Raw genomic sequence first — 19,594 nt, 5'->3', positions numbered from 1 at the left:
CACGTCAATGGGTCGTGCACCGGCGAACCGGCACGGAAAGCGGGACGGGATGGGCGAGTTCTGGCCAGTGCCCGATGCACTGGACTACCTGAGCGGAAGGTGGCGGGCGGAGCGCAGCGTGCGGGACCTGGCGAGCGGCGACCGGGGACGCTTCACGGGAACCGTCGACTTCGGGCCGCTGGAGGGCGGCGGTCTGCTGCACCACGAGTCCGGCGCGTTCACCTGGCGGGGCGTGACCCGGCCCGCCGAGCGCACCCTGCGCTTCCTGCCCGGACCCGGCGGCACGGCGGACGTGCGGTTCGCGGACGGCCGCCCCTTCCACGACCTGGACCTCGGCACCGGCCGGCACGTCGCCGACCATCCCTGCTCCGCCGACCTCTACCGGGGCGAGTTCACCGTTCTCGGCGCGGGCCACTGGCGGGCGGTCTGGCGGGTGCGCGGCCCCGCGAAGGACCTGGAGCTCGTCACCGACTACGCCCGCGTCGGCTGAGCGCCGGCCCCTTCCAGGCGCAGGTTCCAGCGGCCCGCCCGCCCGGCGACGGTGATCGTCGACAGTGAGCGGACGTCGATGCTCCAGTACGTGGCGGGCGGCGCCTTGAGCACATAGACCAGGGCCGCGCGGATCACCGACGGCTCGGCCACGGCGACGACCCGGCAGCCGTCCTCCACCGGCCGGGTGTCGAGCCAGCCGCCGACACGGCCGATGAAGTCCGGCAGCGACTCACCGCCGTACGGGGCGGAGCACGGGTCGGCGAGCCAGGCGTCCACGGCCTGAGGCTCCCGGGCCATCGCCTCGCCCAGCGTCAGCCCCCGCCACCGGCCCATGTCGCAGTCCCGCAGGGCGAGTTGCACCAGCGGTGCGTAGCCGAGGCCGTCGCCGGTGGCGCGGCTGCGCGGGGCCGGGGAGCAGTAGCGCAGGTCGGCCGCCGCGAGCGGCAGCAGCTCGTGCGCGACCTGTTGCACCTCGTTCCAGCCGGCCCGGTCCAGCGGCCGGGCGTCCTCGAACCGCTCGGCGAGCGCCGAGGAGCTCCCCGCGGCGGCGACAAAGGTGACCCGAAGTGCCATGCGGCGATGGTCGGGCGCCGGAGGGTGGCGGTCAAGAGGTGTCGCGGGCCCGTCACTCCAGGTGCCACGGGCCTTACTCGCTGGTAAGGACGCGGGGATCGCGTCACCCGGGACACCGGACCGCCGCGCTCACTCGAACAGCAGCGCCATCCACTGGTCGGGCCGGTCCAGCGGGCGGAAGCCCAGCTCGGCGTAGACGCCGTGCGCGTCGTGCGTGGCGAGCACGACGCGCTTGACCCCGTACCCCCGCACCTCGTCCCGTACGGCCGCCACCAGGCCCGTGCCGAGCCCCTTGCCCCGCACCGACCGGTCGACGTACACGTCGCACAGCCAGGCGAAGGTCGCCCGGTCGGTGACGACCCGCGCGTACGCCACCTGCTCGCCCGAAACCGCCTCGTACACACCGAAGTTGAGCGATCCGGCGATCGCCAGGTCCTGCCTCTCGCGGGAGCGGCCCAGGGCCCAGTACGCGTCGGTGGACAGCCACCGGTGCACCCGTGCGGCGTCGATGCGGGCCGGGTCGGCGGAGATGTCGTAGCCCTCGGGCAGGCGCGGTGTGTCGGTCATGGCGGGATGGTCGCAGGCCGGACGGCCGGGCGTCGACCCGTTATCGCGGCGGGCGGCGGGGCGTCGACCCGTTATCCGGGGCGGTGGGCGCCGGCCCGTTGTCCCGGGCGGCCGGGCAGGTCGTCGAAGGCCGTGCGCAGCCGCCGTACGCCCTCCTCGATCTCGCCCGTGCCCGCCACCGCGGCGAAGCTGAGGCGCAGGTGTCCGGCCGGTGGTTCGGCGCTGAAGTAGGGGCGGCCGGGGGTGACGGCGACGCCCGCGCGCAGGGCCGCCGCGGTCAGCGCGGACTCGGAGGTGCCGTCCGGCAGCCGCAGCCACAGGTGGTAGCCGCCGGACGGCACGTGCGGCAGGGCCGGTTCGGGCAGGTGCAGGCGGAGCGCGGCGGTCATCGCCTCCCGGCGGGAGCGCAACGCGGCCGAGACCGCGCGCAGATGGCGCGGCCAGGCCGGCGAGCCGACCAGTTCCAGCGTGGCCTCCTGCAACGGCCGTGGCACGAAGAAGGTGTCCACGACCTGGATGGCCCGCAGCCGCTCCAGCACCGGCCCGTGCGCGACCAGGGCGCTCACCCGGAAGCTGGGCGAGGTGGCCTTGGTGAGCGAGCAGACGTGCACCACGACCCCGTCGGGGTCGTCGGCGGCGAGCGGGCGCGGCAGCGGACCGGCGTCCTCGTGCACCAGCCGCCGCACGAAGTCGTCCTCGACCACGAAGGCACCCGCCTCCCGGGCGATGCGCAGCACCTCGCCGCGCCGCTCCGGAGCGAGCACGGCCCCGGTCGGGTTCTGGAACAGCGGCTGGCAGACCAGGACCCGGGCGCCGGTCGCCTTGAACGCGTCGGCGAGCAGCGCGGGCCGTACGCCGTCCGCGTCCACCGGGACGGGCACCGGGCGCAGTCCGGCCGCGCGGGCGATGGCCAGCATGCCGGGGTAGGTGGGCGACTCCACGAGCACGGGGGCGCCCGGCGGGGCGAGCGCGCGCAGGGCGGTGGTCAGCGCGGACTGGCCGCCCGAGGTGACCAGCACGCCCGCCGCCGTGACCGGTCCGCCGATCTGGCGCGCGAACCACTCGCGCAGCTCCGGCAGGCCCTCCATGGGCGGCCGCCCCCAGGCGCCCGGCCGGCGCCCGGCCCGGGACAGCGCCGCCGCCATCGCCCGCTCCGGTTGCAGGCAGGGGTGCAGATAGCCGCCGTTGAACTCGATGACGCCGGGCGGCGGCGCGGCCAGCGAGACCAGCACTCCCGAGGCGTCCACGGAGCGGGGTACGACGTCGGCGGCGCCGTCCGCGCTGAGGGCCACCTCCTGCCAGGAGGTGTCGCCCGCGGCCGCGGCCTGGGGGCGGGGCTGGGCGCGGAAGGCGCCGGCGCCGGGGCGGGTGACCACCAGGCCCTCGGCGGCGAGCTGCGCCAGCGCCCGGGACACGGTCACCGGACTCACCCGGAACCGCTCCACCAGGGCCCGACTCGACGGGAGCTTCCCACCCGGAGAGTAGCAGTCCAGCTCTTCTCGCAGCTTGTCCGCCAGGTCACCGACGCTGCTACCCTCATGCATGAGAGCACAGAGTAGCGCTACTACCCCTCCCGCGATAGCGGTCCCCGCCGACCGCGACCGCCGCGGCCTCGGCACCCTCCAGGCCGCCCTCGGCGTCATCGCCTTCTCCCTCACCTTCCCCGCCACCGCCTGGGGTCTGGAGGGCTTCGGGCCCTGGACGCTGGTGGCCGTGCGCAGCGCGCTCGCGGCCCTGATCGCCGGCGGCTGTCTGCTCGCCCTGCGCATCCCCGTGCCCGACCGCCGCCACTGGCCCGGGCTCGCGGTGGTCGGCGCCGGGGTGGTGCTCGGCTTTCCGATGCTGACGACGCTGGCGCTGCAGACCTCGACCACCGCGCACGCCGCCGTCGTGGTGGGCCTGCTCCCGCTGACCACGGCCCTGCTGTCCGCCCTGCGCGTCGGCTCCCGTCCCTCGCGCACCTTCTGGGTGGCGGCGCTCGCCGGGGCCGCCGCCGTCGTGGCGTTCACCGTGCAGCAGAGCGGCGGCGCGCTGACCACGGCCGACCTGTACCTGTTCGGGGCGCTGGTGGTGTGCGCCGCCGGGTACACCGAGGGCGGCAGGCTGGCCCGGGTGATGCCGGGCTGGCAGGTGATCGGCTGGGCGCTGATGCTGTGCCTGCCGCTCGCGCTGCCCGTCGCCGCCGTCGCGCTGGCCGTCGAGCCGGTGACCCTGACCGCGCACAGCGTGGCCGGACTGCTGTGGGTGGCGGCGGGTTCGCAGTTCCTCGGGCTGATCGTCTGGTACCGGGGCATGGCGGCCATCGGCATCCCCAAGGCCAGCCAGTTGCAGCTGGCCCAGCCGCTGCTCACACTGGTGTGGTCGGTGCTGCTGCTGAACGAGCACCTGACGGCGGCCGCCCCGCTGACGGCCGCGGCGGTGCTGGTGTGCATCGCCGTCACCCAGCGGGCCCGCGGCTGAGGAGTCGTACGGCCCGCTGCCCGGCGCTGCGCTCCGCCGTAGACTCGAGGACACGGACCGCTGCTCCCGCATCCGCTGAGGAGGCCCCGCGATGCGCGCAACCGAGGGTGACCAGCTTGTCCAGCACGGCAGGGTGGTCGGCCAGCACGACAAGGTCGGCGAGATCGTCGAAGTGATGGGCCAGGAAGGCAACCCGCCCTATCGCGTCCGTTTCGAGGACGGGCACGAGGGAGTGTGCTCCCCCGGCCCCGACACCGAGATCCGGCACCGGACCAGGACCGAACGGTAGATCAGCGCGGGGGTTCCGCCGGCCGGCGGTAGTGGTCGGCGACCACCCGCGCCATCGCCCCGACCGGATCGGTCGCCACCTCACGGGCGGCGAAGAAGACGTGCCCGCGCACCTGCGGGTGGCGCCCGGCCAGCGTGAGGTGGCGGGAGAGTTCGGCCGGGTCCTGCCAGGGGACGGGCTGGGCGGGGTCGCCCGCCTTGTACAGCGCCTCTCCCACGTACAGCCGGGTCCCCGAGCCCCGGACGACCTCGGCCCACCAGGGCAGCAGCGCGGCGTAGTCGGCGGCGGCGAAGCCGATGTTCCAGTACAGCTGCGGGCAGATGTAGTCGATCCAGTTCTCCCTGGCCCACTTCCGGGTGTCCGCGTGCAGGTCGTCGTACGTCTGCACGCCCGCGTGCGTGTCGGAGCCGCGCGGGTCGGTCGCGGCGTTGCGCCACACCCCGAAGGGGCTGATGCCGAACCGGGTGCCGGGCCGGATCGCCCTGATCCCGTCGGCCGTCTCGCGCACCAGGCGGTCCACGTTGTCGCGCCGCCACGCGGCCCGGTCCGGGAAGGCGCCGCCGTGGGTGTCGTAGGCGAGGTCGTCGTCGAAGGTCTGGCCGGCCACCGGATACGGATAGAAGTAGTCGTCGAAGTGGACCGCGTCCACGGGGTAGCGGCGTACGGCGTCGAGCATCGCCTCCCGCACGAAGGCGCGCACCTCGGGCAGCCCCGGGTTGTAGTAGAGCCGGCCGCCGTACGGCACCACCCAGCCGGGGTTGCGGCGGGCCGGGTGGGAGGCCGTGAGCCGGCCGGGGTCGGCGTGCATCGCGACCCGGTACGGGTTGAACCAGGCGTGCAGTTCCAGACCGCGGGCGTGCGCCGCGGCGACGGCCGTGCCGAGCGGATCCCAGCCGGGGTGCGCGCCCTGGGTGCCGGTGAGGTACTGCGACCAGGGCTCGTGGGGCGAGGGCCACAGCGCGTCGGCGGTGGGCCGCACCTGGAGGACCACGGTGTTGAGGCGGGCGCGGACGGCCGCGTCGAGGAGGGCGAGCAGCTCGGCCCGCTGGGCGGCGGCGCCCAGTCCCGGCCGGGAGGGCCAGTCGCGGTTGGTCACGGTGGCGATCCACATGCCGCGCATCTCGCCGGCCGCCGGGGCGCGTCCGGCGCGTGCCGGCGCGGCGGACGCCTGCGGCACGGTCGCCAGCGCCGCCAGCGCCGCCGTCGCGAACATCCTGCGTGACACCCGTCCCATCGCGTCCCCCTCGGACCTCGCCGAACCGCCTGGTCACCGACCGTCAGGCGTTCAGGATGCCCCACCCCCGCGATCGATCATCGATACTTCGGAGTAACGTGCACGAACGGAGCAGGCACCGGGACCCGGGCGGACCTGCCACAGCCGTAAGCAGTAGCGAAGGGAACGATGTGACCGACATCGAACGCGTCGGAGTGGTGGGCTGCGGTCAGATGGGCGCGGGGATCGCCGAGGTGTGCGCCCGCGCCGGCCTGGACGTCATGGTCGCCGAGACCACCGGCGAAGCCCTGGAGATCGGCCGTACCCGGCTGTTCAACTCCCTGTCGAAGGCGGCCGAGCGCGGCAAGATCAGCACGGAGGAGCTCGAGGCCACCCAGGCCCGGCTGAGCTTCACCACGGACCTCGGCGAGTTCGCCGACCGTGACCTGGTGATCGAGGCCGTGGTCGAGAACGAGCAGGTCAAGACGGAGATCTTCCAGGTGCTCGACCAGGTGGTGACCCGCCCGGACGCCATCCTCGCCTCCAACACCTCCTCCATTCCGCTGGTGAAGCTGGCGGTCGCCACCTCGCGGCCCGACCACGTCATCGGCATCCACTTCTTCAACCCGGCCCCGGTGCAGAAGCTGGTGGAGCTGATCCCGGCGCTCACCACGTCCGAGGGCACGCTCAGCCGCGCCCAGGTGTTCACCGAGAAGGCGCTGGGCAAGCACGCCATCCGCGCCCAGGACCGCTCCGGCTTCGTGGTCAACGCGCTGCTGATCCCGTACCTGCTCTCCGCGATCCGGATGTTCGAGTCGGGCATCGCCAGCCGCGAGGACATCGACAACGGCATGGAGATGGGCTGCGCCCACCCGATGGGCCCGCTGAAGCTGTCCGACCTGATCGGCCTGGACACGGTGGCCTCGGTCGCACACTCGATGTACGAGGAGTACAAGGAGCCGCTGTACGCCGCTCCCCCGCTGCTCCAGCGCATGGTGGACGCGGGCCGGCTGGGCCGCAAGAGCGGTTCCGGCTTCTACACCTACGGCTGAGCCCGCCGAACGGCGCGGCGAAGGGGCCCGGCACCGCGTACGGTGCCGGGCCCCTCGGCGTCAGATCCGCAGGTGGTGCAGCAGGAGTAACGCGGCCGCCATGCCGGCGGCCGGGACCTCGCCGCGGGCGACGAGGTCGGGGACGACCTTGAGCGGCACCCACTCCCTCCGGTCCGACTCGAAGTCGTCCACCGGGTGTCCGACGTACTCGGCCTCGTCGGTCCAGTAGATGTGGTGCCGGGCGTCGGTGAGGCCGTTGGACGGTTCCACGCTCATCAGATGGTGCAGGGGTCCCGGCCGCCAGCCGGTCTCCTCCTCCAGCTCCCGCGCCGCGGCACGGGCCACGTCCTCGCCGTCCTCGACGACGCCCGCCGCCAGTTCCCAGCCCCAGCTGTCGGTGATGAAGCGGTGGCGCCAGAGCAGGAGGACCTCGTTGGCCTCGTTCACCACCGTGGCCGCGGCGACGGGCCGCAGCCGTATGAGGAAGTGGTCGAGGTGCCGGCCGTCCGGCAGCTCGACATCCGCGAGATTGACGCTGAACCAGCGGTTTGAGTACCTAGTTTGTTCGTTCTGTTTCGTCCACTGCACGGTTCTGCCACCTTCCGGGGAGTAAGGGGCAATATCGCAGCAGGAGCGCTCCGGCAGCAGGCGCACGGGAGGCCGCCTCCGGCGCAGCGGAAGGCGCGGTGGAGGCGCATGCCGGTCGCGGCGGCCCCGGACCCGGCGGTTTCTACAGCGGCAGGCGCAGCGCCCCGTCGATGAGTTCGGCCGCCTCGGCCGTGCCCGCGCACCCGCTGCGCACGAGGTGCTCGCGCACCGCGCGCAGGCGGTCGCGCAGCCGCTGCGACTCCATCCCCCGGGCCTGCTCCGCCATCTGGACCGCGATGGCCACCGCCTTGTCGGCGTTGCCCTGGCGCAGTTCGATGGTGCTCAGCATGGCCAGCCGGTGCACCCGCCCGCGGTCGTGCGCGGGCGTGCCGACGGCCGCGGCGGCGTGCTCCCCGGCCGCCGCGACGTCGCCGAGGCTCAGCAGTGCCTCCGCGACCTGGACGTTGACCAGTCCGGGCTGCACATAGCCGGTCTCGTCGGGTTCGTGTCCGCGCCGGATGCGCTCGGCGGACTGTTCCGCCCGGCGGATGCAGGACAGCGCGCTCGTGCCGTCACCGAGGTGCGCGTACGCCTTGGCCTGCATCGCGTACAGGTCGGAGGCGAGCGCCGGGGTGATGTCGGTGCCGGCGGCGCGCAGCGCGGCCTCCGCGAAGGCGACGGCCTGCCGGTGCTCCCGCATGTACAGCGACTGGTTGACGAGCAGCGCGATCACATAGGCGCCGAGCCCTCGGTCGCCGCTGGCCTTGGCCAGCCGGAGCGCCTGGTGGAAGTAGCGCTGGGCGAGGCCGTGCGCGTCGGAGTCGTAGGCGCAGATGCCGGCGATGGCCACCAGGCCGCCGGTGGCGCGGTGCAGTTGGCGGCCGGTGGCGTCGGTGTAGCCGCCGCGCAGCAGCGGGGCGGCCTCGGCGTTGAGGAAGCCGACGATCCGGGCGCGCGTCACCATGCCGCCCGCCTTGCGGTACATCTGCTCGTAGTGGGTGCGGGCGGCGCGCAGCATGTCGAGGTCGCCGGGGGTGACCCGGTGCCGGCCGCCGCGCGAGACGTCCACGTCCTCGGGCGGGTTCTCCCACTCCCACACGGGCATCACGGCGGGCGTCCCGGTGACCGCGGGAGCGCCGAGGACGTGCGGGCGGCGCTGCTGGTCGGAGCGCCACAGGGCGGTGGCCCGCTCCACGAACCCGCTGAGCGAACCGGTGTGCGCGGCGGACGGCTCACCGGGCACACCGAGCCCGATGTCGTCGAGGGTGACCGGGCGGTGCAGCCGGGCGGCGAGCACCTCGCAGATCAGGTCGGGCACCTGGCCGCGGGGCCGCTGGCCCTTCAGCCACCGCGCCACGGCGGTGTGTTCGTACCGCAGGGACAGGCCGCGCGCCCTTCCGGCCTGGTTGACGTGTGCGGCCAGGCCCGCGTGCGAGATCCCGGCCTCGTCCAGGATCGCGTCGAGCAGAGTATTGGGCTGCATGAGGCCCCCCGGTGACTCGGTGGCGGACAGAGTAGTGGCCGACCGTTCACACGGGGTGTGAACGGAGTGCCCGAATCCGTAGCGTGCGCGCACTGTCGCGGAGAGTTTCCACCCGCTTGACTGAAGTGCCTCGAAAGAGGCCGGCCGGGCCGTCGGCTCCCCCTCGTACAGTGCGGCGGCCCGTATCCGCGCCGTCCGCCCGGCTGCCTGCCCGACACTCCGTGGCGGGGCGGACGGCGCGCGGCCCGGTCCCGCTCACGCGGGGAACTGCAGGTGATCGGACGGGCCGAGGTCGGCCGCGGCGGTCCGCACGCCGGACCGCAGCCGGGACGCGGCGGGACGGGCCGGGCGCTCGTTCCTGAGGATCAGCAGGGCCACGTCGTCCTGCGGAGGATCGGTGGTGTGGCGCAGCAGGGCCGTGAGGACCCTGCGCCGTACGGACTGGGCGGTGAGCGGCTGTTCGCGCGCCGCCTCGGTGAGGACGTCCCGCAGCGGGAAGAACCTGCCTTCGGCGTCGCGGGCCTCCTCGGCGCCGTCGGTGTGCAGGACGAGCGCCTCGCCGGGCCGCAGGCGGGGGCAGGCCACGGCGGGCAGGTCGGCCGGCAGCGGGAACGGGCCGAGGGGCGGCAGCGGGTCGGCGCGGGCCAGCGGTTCGGCCCCGGAGCCGGTGAGCAGATGCGGCCAGGGGTGGCCGCAGTTGAGCGCCCGCACCTCCCCGGCCGGCAGGATCTCCAGCAGCAGGACGGTGACGAACTCCTCGCCGTCCGGGCCGGTGCCCGCCGGGTCGGCATCGGTGCGGGCCCGCTCCCGCAGATGCCGTGCCATGGCCCGCTCCAGCCGGCGCAGCACGCCGGCCAGCTCCGCCTCGTCGTGCGCGGCCTCGCGGAAGCTGCCGAGGACGGCGGCGACGGTCCGCGCGGCGCCCAGCCCGTGCCCGCGCACATCGCCGATGACGGCCCGCACGCCGTGCTCGGTGGCGACCACCTCGTACAGGTCGCCGCCGATCCGGGCGCCCCGGTCGGCGGACAGGTGGACCGCGGCGACGGCCAGACCGTCGACCCGCGGGGGTGGTGGCCGCAGCACCACGCTCTGCGCGGCGTCCGCGATCCGGCGGGCCCGCCGCAGCTCGTCGAGCAGCCGACGCCGTACGTGCATCACGACACCCATGACCACGGTGCACATGACGGCGCTGCTGACCAGGCGCGCGCCGAGGGCGTCGTCGTGGGCGAGCGGGCAGGCCATGCGGTAGGTGACCGCGACGGCGCCCCAGGCCGTGGGCACGGCGAGGGTGAGCGCCCGTGAGCGGAACCGGGACGGCACCCAGCGGGGAGCCCCAGGCTTGAAGCGGATCATGCCGATGGCCCCCCATGTAGGCCCGGACAGCGCAGACCGGCCTCGAGAGGCCGGTCCGATTCTGTCGACCGCTTCACCCGATCCGGACGTATCACCTCGAATAGTCACCCGAATGAGTGAGGTGACCGGCGCGGTGAAAGACGTGAGGGGCGTGGGAGGCGTGCGACACGCCTTCCACGCCCCTCACCGTCGGAGTGGGGCCGGAGCTTTTCAGCCCCGCAGGACGGCCCCGGTGCGCTCACCCGCGAGGGCGACCGCCGTCTCGCGGGCCGCCGACGCCTCGTCGACGGTCAGCGTCCGGTCGTTCGCGCGGAACCGCAGCGCGTACGCCAGGGACTTGCGTCCCTCGCCGAGCTGCTCGGCGTTCTCGTACACGTCGAACAGGCGGATGGACTCCAGCAGCGTCCCGGCGCCCTCGCGCAGCGCCGCCTCGACCTCCGCGGCGGGCACGAAAGCGTCGACGACCAGCGCGACGTCCTGCGTGGCCACGGGGAAGGTGGAGATGCCCGGGGCCTGCGGGGTGTCGTCGCCGACCTGCTCCAGCGCGTCGAGGTCCAGCTCCATCGCGCAGCTGCGCGCGGGCAGGCCGAGCGTCTTCAGCACACGCGGGTGCAGCTCGCCGGCGTGGCCGATGACGCGCTCGGCGCTGTCGACGGTGACGGTCAGCTCGGCGCAGCGGCCCGGGTGCCACGGCCCGTACTGGCCCTTGCGCACGCCGAGTTCGGCACCGGCCTCACGGGCGACGGTCCGGGCGGCCTCGACCGCGTCGGCCCAGTCGCCCGGGCGGCCCTTGCCCCACCAGCCGGCCTGCTCGCGGGCGCCGGCCAGCACGACGGCGACGTGCCGCGGCTGGTCGGGCAGCGCGGCGTCGAGCGCGGCGAGGTCCGCCTCGGCGGGGCGCCGGTCGACCGGCAGGTTCGCCGCGATCCGCTGCTCGTCACGGGGGTGGAAGACCAGACCGGTCTCGAACAGCGCCAGGTCGTGCGAGCCGCGGCCGTCGTTGCGGCGCAGCGCGGCGAGCAGGCCCGGCAGCAGCGAGGTGCGCAGGGCGGGCTCCTCGTCGCTGAGCGGGTTGACCAGCCGGACGACGCGGCGGGCGGGGTCGTCCGCCTCCAGGCCGAGCTGGTCGAAGACCTGCTCGCCGACGAACGGGTAGTTCAGCGCCTCGACGTAGCCGGCGCCGGCCAGGGCGCGGCCGATGCGGCGGTGCAGCCGCTGCCGGGCGGTCAGGCCGCGGCCCGCCGGCGGCTTGGGCAGCGTGGAGGGCAGGTTCTCGTAGCCCTCCAGCCGGATGACCTCTTCGGCCAGGTCGTTGGGGTCGGTGAGGTCGGGCCGCCAGGACGGCACGGTCACGATCAGCTCGTCCTGCCCGCCCGTCGCCCGACCGCCACCCCCCGAGGACGCGTTCCACGCGGCAGTGTTGCCGTACACGTCGCAGCCGACCTCCTGGAGGCGGCGTACGACGGTCTCGCGGCCGTACCTCACACCCGCGACCTTGTCCGGGTGGTCGGCGGCGATGCGGACGGTGCGCGGCGCGGTCGGCGCGATGACCTCGGTGACGCCGGCCTCGGCGGTGCCGCCGGCGAGCAGCACCAGCAGGTCGACGGTGCGCTGCGCGGCAGCGGCGGCGGCCTGCGGGTCGACGCCCCGCTCGAAGCGGCGGGAGGCCTCGGAGGACAGCTTGTGCCGGCGGGCGGTGCGTGCGATGGACACCTGGTCGAAGTGGGCGGCCTCGATGACCACGTCGCTCGTCGCGTTCTCGGTGTCGGCGTGGTCGGCGATCTCCGTGTCGGCGCCGCCCATGACGCCGGCGAGGCCGATCGGGCCGCGGTCGTCGGTGATGACCAGGTCCTCGGCGTGCAGCTTCCGCTCGACGCCGTCGAGGGTGACGATCTTCTCGCCCTCCGCGGCGCGGCGGACGCCGATGGTGCCCTGGACCAGGTTGCGGTCGTAGGCGTGCAGCGGCTGGCCGAGCTCCATCATCACGTAGTTGGTGACGTCGACGGCGAGCGAGATCGGGCGCATGCCGACCTTCTGCAGGCGGCGCTTCAGCCAGATCGGGGAGCGCGCCTCGGGGCTGAGGCCGGTCACCGTGCGGGCGGTGAAGCGGTCGCAGCCGGCCGGGTCGGAGACCTGCACCGGGTAGCCGAAGGCGTTCGGGCCGGGCACGTCGAGCAGGGCCGGGTCGCGCAGCGGCAGACCGTAGGCGATGGCCGCCTCGCGGGCGACGCCGCGGATGGACAGGCAGTCGCCGCGGTTGGCGGTGACGGCGATGTCCAGCACCTCGTCGACCAGTTCGAGGAGCTCGATGGCGTCCTTGCCGACCTCGGTCTCCGGCGGCAGCACGATGATGCCGTGCGTGCCGTCGTCGCCCATGCCCAGCTCGTCGCTGGAGCAGATCATGCCGTGCGAGACCTTGCCGTAGGTCTTGCGGGCGCTGATGGAGAAGCCGCCGGGCAGGGTGGCTCCGGGCAGGACCACGACGACCTTGTCGCCGACGGCGAAGTTGCGGGCGCCGCAGACGATCTCCTGCGGCTCACCGGTGCCGTTGGCCCGGCCCACGTCGACGGTGCAGAAGCGGATCGGCTTCTTGAAGCCCTCCAGCTCCTCGATGGTCAGCACCTGGCCGACCACGAGGGGGCCCTTGAGGTCGGCGCCGAGGTGCTCGACGGTCTCGACCTCCAGCCCGGCCGAAATCAGCTTGGCCTGCACGTCGCGGCCGGTCTCGGTGGCCGGCAGGTCGACGTACTCCCGCAGCCAGGAAAGCGGGACCCGCATCAGATCTCCATCCCGAACGGCCGGGTGAACCGGACGTCACCCTCGACCATGTCTCGCATGTCTTCGACGTTGTGGCGGAACATCAGCATCCGCTCGATGCCGAACCCGAAGGCGAATCCGCTGTACTTCTCCGGGTCGACGCCGCAGGCGGTGAGCACCCGCGGGTTGACCATGCCGCAGCCGCCCAGCTCGATCCAGCCCTCGCTGGAGCAGGTGCGGCAGGGCCGGTCGGGGTTGCCGACGGACGCGCCCTTGCAGACGTAGCAGAGCATGTCCATCTCGGCGCTCGGCTCGGTGAAGGGGAAGAAGTTCGGCCGGAGCCGGGTCTTCATGCCCTCGCCGAACAGCGACTGCACCATGTGGTCCAGGGTGCCCTTGAGGTCGGCCATGGTCAGGCCCTCGTCGATGGCGAGCAGCTCGACCTGGTGGAAGACCGGCGTGTGGGTCGCGTCCAGCTCGTCGGTGCGGTACACGCGGCCCGGGCAGATCACGTAGACCGGCAGCTCACGGCCGAGCGCGGAGCGGATCTGCACGGGCGAGGTGTGGGTGCGCAGCACGACGCCGGACTCGGTGCCGCCCTCGGGTCCGGCCACGAAGAAGGTGTCGGCCTCGCCGCGGGCCGGGTGGTCCGGGCCGATGTTGAGGGCGTCGAAGTTGAACCACTCGGCCTCGGCCTCGGGGCCCTCGGCGACCTCGTAGCCCATGGCCACGAAGATGTCCTCGATGCGCTCCGACAGCGTGGTGAGCGGGTGGCGGGCGCCGGCCGGGACACGGTCGTAGGGCAGGGTGACGTCCACGGCCTCCTCGACCAGGACGCGCGCGTCGCGCTCGGCCTCCAGTTCGGCCTGGCGGGCGGCGAGGCCCTTGTTCACGGCACCCCGCGCCTGGCCCACCCGCTTGCCGGCCTCGGCCTTGGCGTGCGGCGGCAGGGCGCCGATCTCGCGGTTGGCGAGCGCCAGCGGGGAGGCGGGGCCGGTGTGGGCGACCTTGGCCTCGTGGAGCGCGTCGAGGGAGTCCGCGGCGGCGAAGGCGGCGAGCGCCTCGTCCCGCATGCGCTCGATCTCTTCCGGTTTCAACGCCTCGACCTCGACAGGGTCGTACGACTTATTCGGTGCCGACATCTCTTCCCGTGCTTCCGATTGGCTGGCTGAAGGTCCCCGTACCGACTCGTGGACGGCTCGTCACGGTTCTTGGGACGCAAAGGTGCCAAAGGCCGAGTCTAACGGGGCGAGGGAACGCGAACGCGCCCGTGGGGCCCTGGGACGTCTCAGGTGAGATACGCCGGTGCCGCCACGGGCAACGTAAATCGGAACTCGGCGCCGCCGCCGGGGGCGCGTCCGACCGTGATGGTGCCGCCGTGGGCCTCGACGATGCCCTTGACGATGTACAGCCCCAGGCCCGTGCCGCCGCGCTTGCTGCCCCGCCAGAAGCGGGTGAAGACGCGGTTCATGGACTCCTCCGGGATGCCGGGCCCTTCGTCGCTCACGGTGACCGACGTTCCGGTGTCCTCCCCTTCGCGGGGCGACGCCGTGGCCGTGATGTCGATGGTGACGGTTCCCTCGCCGTGGCGCACGGCATTTTCGATGAGGTTGCTGAGCACCTGGTCGATCTTGTCCGGGTCGGCCCACAGGTCGGGCAGCGGCTGGGCGAGCCGGAGCAGGAACCGGTCGGCGGGCTGGCCGGCGGCGACGTAGGCCTGGATGTGCCGTCCGACGGCGGCGCCGATGTCGACGGGCTGGCGGCGCACCTCCAGGCGTCCGGAGTCGATGCGGGATATGTCGAGCAGCTCGGCGATGAGCCGGGTGACGCGGTCGGCGTCGGCGTCGACGGTCTCCAGCATCAGGCGTTTCTGGTCGTCGGTGAACCGTTCCCACTTGGCGAGCAGGGTGGCGGTGAAGCCCTTGACGGAGGTGAGCGGGGAGCGCAGTTCGTGGGCGACGGTGGCGATCAGTTCGGCGTGGCTGCGCTCGGTGCGGCGCCGGGCCTCGGTGTCGCGCAGGGTGACGACGACCCGGCGGACGGGGCCGGTGGGGCGGGTGCGGACGTAGCGCGCGGAGACGAGGACCTCGCGGCCGCCGGGGAGGAGCAGGTTGCGTTCGGGCTGGCGGACCCGGATGGCGAGGCCGCCGTAGGGGTCGGTGAGCTGCCACCAGCGGCGGCCCTCCAGGTCCTCTAACGGAAGGGCCGTCTCCAGGGGGCGGCCGAGGGCCTGCTCGGCGGGGACGGCGGTGATGCGGGCGGCCGCCGCGTTGAAGCAGATCACCCGTCCGTGTTCGTCGGCGACGACGAGTCCGTCGGGCAGCTGGTCGGGGTCGATGCCGAGGTCGGCGAGATCACCGGGCCGGGGCGCGGGTGGGCGCGTCACCCGCTGTGCTCCCGGTGCGCTGCTCGTGCCGACGCTCATGCCCGTACTCCACCTCTCGCAACCTCCGCGGGGCGCCCCGTGCTCGTGCCCAGCGAGAGCTCGGGGGAGGTTCCCCGGGCTGGTCACCCTACTAGGCCCGGCCTAGTTCCCGCTGACGGAGCGACACCCTCCGGCGGCGCGCTGTGCGCGTGCCGACGCGTAGAGACATACGGCGGCGGCGGTGGCGAGGTTCAGGCTCTCCGCCTTCCCGTGGATGGGGACGCGGACGACGGCGTCGGTGAGTGCGCGGGTCTCCTCGGGCAGGCCCCAGGCCTCGTTGCCGAAGACCCAGGCGGTCGGTCCGCCCATGGTGCCCTTGTCGAGTTCGTCGTCGAGGTCGCGGTCGCCGGCGCCGTCCGCGGCGAGCAGCCGTACGCCGGCGTCCCGCAGGCCCGCCACGGCCTGTTCGACGGGGACGCCGACGGCGACGGGCAGGTGGAAGAGCGAGCCGACGGAGGCGCGTACGGCCTTGGGGTTGTACAGGTCGACGGAGGCGTCGGTGAGGACGACGGCGTCGGCTCCGGCGGCGTCGGCGCACCGCAGTACGGTGCCGGCGTTGCCGGGGTCGCGTACGTGCGCGAGGACCGCGACGAGACGGGGCCGGCCGGCGAGGATCCGCTCGAACGGCGTGTCGAGGAACCGGCACACCCCGACGAGTCCTTGCGGGGTGACGGTGGTGGAGATGTCGGCGACGACCTGTTCGGCGGCGAGGTGGACGCGGGCGCCGGCGTCCCGGGCGGCGCCGATGATGTCGGCGTACCGCTCGGCGGCCTCGGGGGTGGTGAACAGCTCGACGAGCGTGGCGCTGTCACCGGCGCGGTGCGCGGCGGCCTCCCGCACGGCCTGGGGCCCCTCGGCGAGGAACAGCCGCTCCTTTCCCCGGAAGTTCCGCTTGCCGAGCCGTCGCGCGGCGGCGACACGGGGGGAACGGGGGGAGATCAGCTCGGGGCCGACGGAGGGCATCTTCTTCACCTTCTGGAGATCTCGAACACGCGGCCGTCCCGGACGAACGGTCCGCGGCATGCCCGGGGGCCGCGCGCGGGGCGCGGGGCGCGGGACGTCCGGGCGACGGGACTGCGGCTCACCCGGAGGGATGCCGCACGGCGGGCGGCGGGCGGCGGGCAGCGGGCTGCGGGCGGCGGGCGCAACAACAGGACCCGCAAGCCGTGAAGCCTGCGGGTCCTTCGGTCACGTCGGCTCAGCGCCGACGCGGCGTCACGCGGCCTTGGGCGCGTTCACGTCCGCCGGGAGCGCCTTCTGGGCGACCTCGACGAGCGCCGCGAAGGCGGTGGCGTCGTTGACGGCCAGCTCGGCCAGGATCTTGCGGTCGACCTCGACGTTCGCGGCCTTCAGACCCTGGATGAAGCGGTTGTACGTGATGCCGTTGGCGCGGGCAGCGGCGTTGATGCGCTGGATCCACAGCTGGCGGAAGTCACCCTTGCGCTTCTTGCGGTCGTTGTAGTTGTAGACCAGCGAGTGGGTGACCTGCTCCTTGGCCTTGCGGTACAGGCGCGAACGCTGACCGCGGTAGCCGGAGGCCTGCTCGAGGATCGCCCGGCGCTTCTTGTGGGCGTTGACTGCCCGCTTGACGCGTGCCACTTGTTAACTCCTTGTAGCGGGGCCGTGGTTGTACCCACACGGCCCGAATTCGATTGGGTCCCGGTCTGACGTGCGTACGGCGCTCGCGCGCCGGGGCGTCACTTGCCGAGAAGCTTCTTGATCTTCGCGGCGTCGCCCGGGGCCATCTCGGCGTTGCCGGTGAGGCGACGCGTCACGCGGGACGACTTGTGCTCGAGCAGGTGGCGCTTGCCGGCGCGCTCACGGAGCACCTTGCCGGAGCCGGTGACCTTGAAGCGCTTGCTGGCACCGCTGTGCGACTTGTTCTTCGGCATAGCGCCGTTCTCTCCTCGTCGGTGGCGCTCCGATGCCCGGTCGTGGACCGGGCACGGTGGAGCGTCGTACTTGTTTCGGTTGCTTCCTGGGGCTCGCGCCCCGGGGAGTCACGCCTCGGCAGGCTCCTCGGCGGGCGCCTCGGCGTCGGTGTCCGCGGGGTTCTGCGAGCGGCCGGGGTTGGCCTTCGCGGACGCCTTGCGGGCTTCCTGTGCCTGGCGGGCCTCGGCCATCGCCTCGGTCTTCTTCTTGTGCGGACCGAGGACCATGATCATGTTGCGGCCGTCCTGCTTGGGGTTCGACTCGACGAACCCGAGCTCCTGGACGTCCTCCGCGAGCCGCTGCAGCAGTCGGTAGCCGAGCTCCGGCCGGGACTGCTCGCGACCACGGAACATGATCGTGATCTTGACCTTGTCGCCCTGCTTGAGGAACCGGACGACGTGACCCTTCTTGGTGTCGTAGTCGTGCGGGTCGATCTTCGGCCGGAGCTTCATCTCCTTGATGACCGTGTGCGCCTGGTTCTTGCGCGCCTCACGGGCCTTCATGGCCGACTCGTACTTGAACTTCCCGTAGTCCATGAGCTTGCACACGGGCGGACGGGCGTTCGCCGCTACCTCGACGAGGTCGAGGTCGTACTCCTGGGCAAGCTCCAGTGCCTTCGCGAGCGGCACGATGCCGACCTGCTCGCCACTGGGACCGACAAGTCGCACCTCGGGAACGCGAATCCGGTCGTTGATGCGGGGCTCGGCGCTGATGGATCCTCCTCGGTAGCACCACGCGACGGTCTGGCGGACAGCCGCGTAACGTCTGTGTTCGTTAGACCTAACCGCGCCGAAGCAGAAAAAATGCCCCGGACGATCACAGGCGGGGCTCCTCGAACTACCGGAGCGCCGCCGCGGTGACCGCGGGGCACGATTTCGGGCGGATCGCCGTCGGAGACGGGGCCGCCTGACCGGTGACCCGCCGCCCTGAGGGCGGCCAGGTGGGAGTTCGAAGCCTCCACTTGTGGGTCGGGCTCGTGCACCACGAGGCATACGGGTCCGACCGGTCGTTACACAAGGTTAGCAGCTCCCGGGAAGGTGCGCTAACCGACGGTCTCCCGCCTCCTGCCGTCCATGCGCCGTCCGCCTGCCCCTATCGTGTGGAGCATGAGTGAGACCTCCCCCTCGGACACCCCCGAGACCCCCGGCAACCCCGACTTCGACGCCATGGCCCGCGACATCGCCGAGGTCCCGGCCGTCGAGGTGATCGTCACGGTCGCCGTCAACCTGATGAGCGCCGCCGCCGTGAAGCTCGGTCTGACCGAGGAGGGCGACACCTTCAAGGACCTGGACGAGGCGCGCAAGCTGGTGCACGCGCTGGCCGGTCTGCTGGACGCGTCCGCGACCGAGATCAGCTCCTTCCACGCGGCGCCGCTGCGGGACGGCCTGAAGTCGCTGCAGCTGGCGTTCCGCGAGGCCTCGCTCGTCCCGGACGAGCCGGGCCAGGGCCCGGGCGAGAAGTACACGGGCCCGATCTACGGTTAGGGTCTGTCGTTCGGATCAGGTCGGCTGGGAGACACCGTGCCTCCTAACCCACCCGAGCGGGGCGTGGTGCGTGCAGCTGCAAGGCGGAGGAGGGCGGCGACGCGGGGCGTCAACAACCGACGACAACGCGGCAGATGTGCGTGCCACGCCCCGCGACGCCGACATGGTCCGAACGACGGGCCCTGGATCTCAGGGAGTACGGACGTACAGGGGCTCGCCGGGCGGCGTCGCCTCGGCCGGCAGGACTGCCAGGTCGAGGCCGCGCACCAGGCGGGCCCTCAGCGTTTCGTCGGCGGCCAGCCGCCGGGCCACCGCGCGGGCGCTCTCGGCGGCGGGGACGGACGGGTCGAGGACGAGGGCGAGGGTGCCGTCGGCCTGACCCGGGCCGAGGTGGGCGCGCAGGACGGCGGGCTCGGCGGCCACCGCGGCCCGTACGGCCTCGACGACGGCCGGGTCGGCGAGCGGGTCGGTGCTCGTGCGGCCCTCGGCGAGCGCCAGCAGGGTCTGCCCGGTCAGTTCGAACGGCACGGGACCGGCCAGGTCCAGGACGACCGTGTCGGCCTTCTCGTGCGCGGCGGCCTGCAGCGCCTGGTGCAGCGGTACGGCGACGGGACGGGCCGCCGGGTCCCAGCGGGCGAGGGAGTCGGTGGAGGTGAAGGCCGGCAGCGCCGTGCGGTGTCCCGCCTTGAGGGTGGGGACGGCCATGTCGCTGGTCTTCTCGCGGCGAAGCCCCCTCTCGTCCTCCTCGGCCTCGCCGAGCAGGGCCACCACGGGCACCAGCAGCCGGGCGCCCTTGAGCGCCTCCAGGACGGGACCGACGGCGGAGCCGTCCTCGGCCCAGGCGGCGAGCGCGGCGCTCAGCCGGGGGTCGGCGGAGCCGTCGTCGTCGCGGTAGCCGGGGTCGGGAATGTTCTTGTTCGCCACGG

The 19,594-nt window shown here is 73.4% G+C and carries 20 protein-coding genes; 5 read left to right on the top strand and 15 right to left on the bottom strand.

The window, feature by feature from the left end; all coding sequences use genetic code 11:
* Nucleotides 1-49 precede the first annotated feature (49 nt).
* A complete protein-coding gene (locus FGW31_RS28515) occupies nt 50-490 on the top strand; it encodes a DUF6314 family protein (protein ID WP_142197268.1) in 441 nt (146 codons plus the stop codon).
* Here the strand turns inward: FGW31_RS28515 and FGW31_RS28510 are convergent.
* The 3 genes from FGW31_RS28510 to FGW31_RS28500 form a co-directional block, all read right to left on the bottom strand.
* The gene (locus FGW31_RS28510) at nt 472-1,065 is read right to left on the bottom strand and encodes a histidine phosphatase family protein (RefSeq protein WP_142196429.1); all 594 of its coding nucleotides are present in this window, start codon (nt 1,063-1,065) and stop codon (nt 472-474) included. The genes FGW31_RS28515 and FGW31_RS28510 overlap by 19 nt on opposite strands.
* 129 nt (nt 1,066-1,194) lie before the next feature.
* A complete protein-coding gene (locus FGW31_RS28505) occupies nt 1,195-1,632 on the bottom strand; it encodes a GNAT family N-acetyltransferase (protein WP_142196428.1) in 438 nt (145 codons plus the stop codon).
* Nucleotides 1,633-1,703: 71 nt separating this feature from the next.
* Nucleotides 1,704-3,176, bottom strand: coding sequence for an aminotransferase-like domain-containing protein (locus tag FGW31_RS28500; RefSeq protein WP_142196427.1), 1,473 nt, complete (start codon nt 3,174-3,176; stop codon nt 1,704-1,706).
* Here FGW31_RS28500 and FGW31_RS28495 point away from each other — a divergent pair.
* Nucleotides 3,175-4,092: a DMT family transporter gene (locus FGW31_RS28495; RefSeq protein ID WP_142196426.1), complete on the top strand. Its 918-nt coding sequence runs from the start codon at nt 3,175-3,177 to the stop codon at nt 4,090-4,092. The genes FGW31_RS28500 and FGW31_RS28495 overlap by 2 nt on opposite strands.
* A 91-nt stretch (nt 4,093-4,183) precedes the next feature.
* The gene (locus FGW31_RS28490) at nt 4,184-4,381 is read left to right on the top strand and encodes a DUF1918 domain-containing protein (RefSeq protein ID WP_142196425.1); all 198 of its coding nucleotides are present in this window, start codon (nt 4,184-4,186) and stop codon (nt 4,379-4,381) included.
* Nucleotide 4,382: 1 nt separating this feature from the next.
* On the opposite strand, the gene FGW31_RS28485 is transcribed toward FGW31_RS28490, so the two are convergent.
* Nucleotides 4,383-5,615, bottom strand: coding sequence for a glycoside hydrolase family 10 protein (locus tag FGW31_RS28485; RefSeq protein ID WP_233452586.1), 1,233 nt, complete (start codon nt 5,613-5,615; stop codon nt 4,383-4,385).
* Nucleotides 5,616-5,785: 170 nt separating this feature from the next.
* On the opposite strand from FGW31_RS28485, the gene FGW31_RS28480 reads away from it, so the two are divergent.
* A complete protein-coding gene (locus tag FGW31_RS28480; RefSeq protein WP_142196424.1) occupies nt 5,786-6,646 on the top strand; it encodes a 3-hydroxybutyryl-CoA dehydrogenase in 861 nt (286 codons plus the stop codon).
* Between the two features lie 60 nt (nt 6,647-6,706).
* On the opposite strand, the gene FGW31_RS28475 is transcribed toward FGW31_RS28480, so the two are convergent.
* The 10 genes from FGW31_RS28475 to infC form a co-directional block, all read right to left on the bottom strand.
* Complete coding sequence (locus FGW31_RS28475) at nt 6,707-7,234, bottom strand: NUDIX hydrolase (protein WP_142196423.1); 528 nt, start codon at nt 7,232-7,234, stop codon at nt 6,707-6,709.
* Between the two features lie 142 nt (nt 7,235-7,376).
* Complete coding sequence (locus tag FGW31_RS28470; RefSeq protein ID WP_142196422.1) at nt 7,377-8,717, bottom strand: transcriptional regulator; 1,341 nt, start codon at nt 8,715-8,717, stop codon at nt 7,377-7,379.
* 255 nt (nt 8,718-8,972) lie between these two features.
* Nucleotides 8,973-10,070 (bottom strand): PP2C family protein-serine/threonine phosphatase, encoded by a 1,098-nt coding sequence (locus FGW31_RS28465; protein ID WP_142196421.1) that lies wholly within the window; start codon nt 10,068-10,070, stop codon nt 8,973-8,975.
* Between the two features lie 210 nt (nt 10,071-10,280).
* Entirely contained in the window at nt 10,281-12,848 is a 2,568-nt protein-coding gene (gene pheT, locus FGW31_RS28460) for a phenylalanine--tRNA ligase subunit beta (RefSeq protein ID WP_142196420.1), read from the bottom strand.
* Nucleotides 12,848-13,969: a phenylalanine--tRNA ligase subunit alpha gene (gene pheS / locus FGW31_RS28455; protein WP_142196419.1), complete on the bottom strand. Its 1,122-nt coding sequence runs from the start codon at nt 13,967-13,969 to the stop codon at nt 12,848-12,850. Before pheS ends, pheT begins: the two co-directional genes overlap by 1 nt.
* A 146-nt stretch (nt 13,970-14,115) precedes the next feature.
* A complete protein-coding gene (locus tag FGW31_RS28450; RefSeq protein WP_142196418.1) occupies nt 14,116-15,252 on the bottom strand; it encodes a sensor histidine kinase in 1,137 nt (378 codons plus the stop codon).
* 102 nt (nt 15,253-15,354) lie between these two features.
* Nucleotides 15,355-16,215 carry a TrmH family RNA methyltransferase gene (locus tag FGW31_RS28445; protein WP_142196417.1) on the bottom strand — a complete coding sequence of 287 codons (861 nt, stop codon included), beginning with the start codon at nt 16,213-16,215 and terminating at the stop codon, nt 15,355-15,357.
* Nucleotides 16,216-16,467: 252 nt separating this feature from the next.
* On the bottom strand, nt 16,468-16,851 hold the full coding sequence (gene rplT / locus FGW31_RS28440; protein WP_004933571.1) for a 50S ribosomal protein L20: 384 nt from the start codon (nt 16,849-16,851) through the stop codon (nt 16,468-16,470).
* A 98-nt stretch (nt 16,852-16,949) separates the two neighbouring features.
* Nucleotides 16,950-17,144, bottom strand: coding sequence for a 50S ribosomal protein L35 (rpmI, locus tag FGW31_RS28435; RefSeq protein WP_004933563.1), 195 nt, complete (start codon nt 17,142-17,144; stop codon nt 16,950-16,952).
* Nucleotides 17,145-17,252: 108 nt separating this feature from the next.
* Nucleotides 17,253-17,897: a translation initiation factor IF-3 gene (infC, locus tag FGW31_RS28430; protein ID WP_142197266.1), complete on the bottom strand. Its 645-nt coding sequence runs from the start codon at nt 17,895-17,897 to the stop codon at nt 17,253-17,255.
* Between the two features lie 393 nt (nt 17,898-18,290).
* Between infC and FGW31_RS28425 the strand changes: the two genes are divergently transcribed.
* Nucleotides 18,291-18,668, top strand: coding sequence for a DUF1844 domain-containing protein (locus FGW31_RS28425; RefSeq protein WP_142196416.1), 378 nt, complete (start codon nt 18,291-18,293; stop codon nt 18,666-18,668).
* Nucleotides 18,669-18,857: 189 nt separating this feature from the next.
* Here the strand turns inward: FGW31_RS28425 and FGW31_RS28420 are convergent, their stop codons facing one another.
* The gene (locus tag FGW31_RS28420) at nt 18,858-19,592 is read right to left on the bottom strand and encodes an SseB family protein (RefSeq protein WP_142196415.1); all 735 of its coding nucleotides are present in this window, start codon (nt 19,590-19,592) and stop codon (nt 18,858-18,860) included.
* Between the last annotated feature and the right edge of the window lie 2 nt (nt 19,593-19,594).

Source organism: Streptomyces calvus, from assembly GCF_006782915.1.
GTDB classification, from domain to species: Bacteria; Actinomycetota; Actinomycetes; order Streptomycetales; family Streptomycetaceae; genus Streptomyces; species Streptomyces calvus.
The sequence above is the reverse complement of the archived record's forward strand: the minus strand, read 5'-3'. Positions and strand labels throughout refer to the sequence as shown.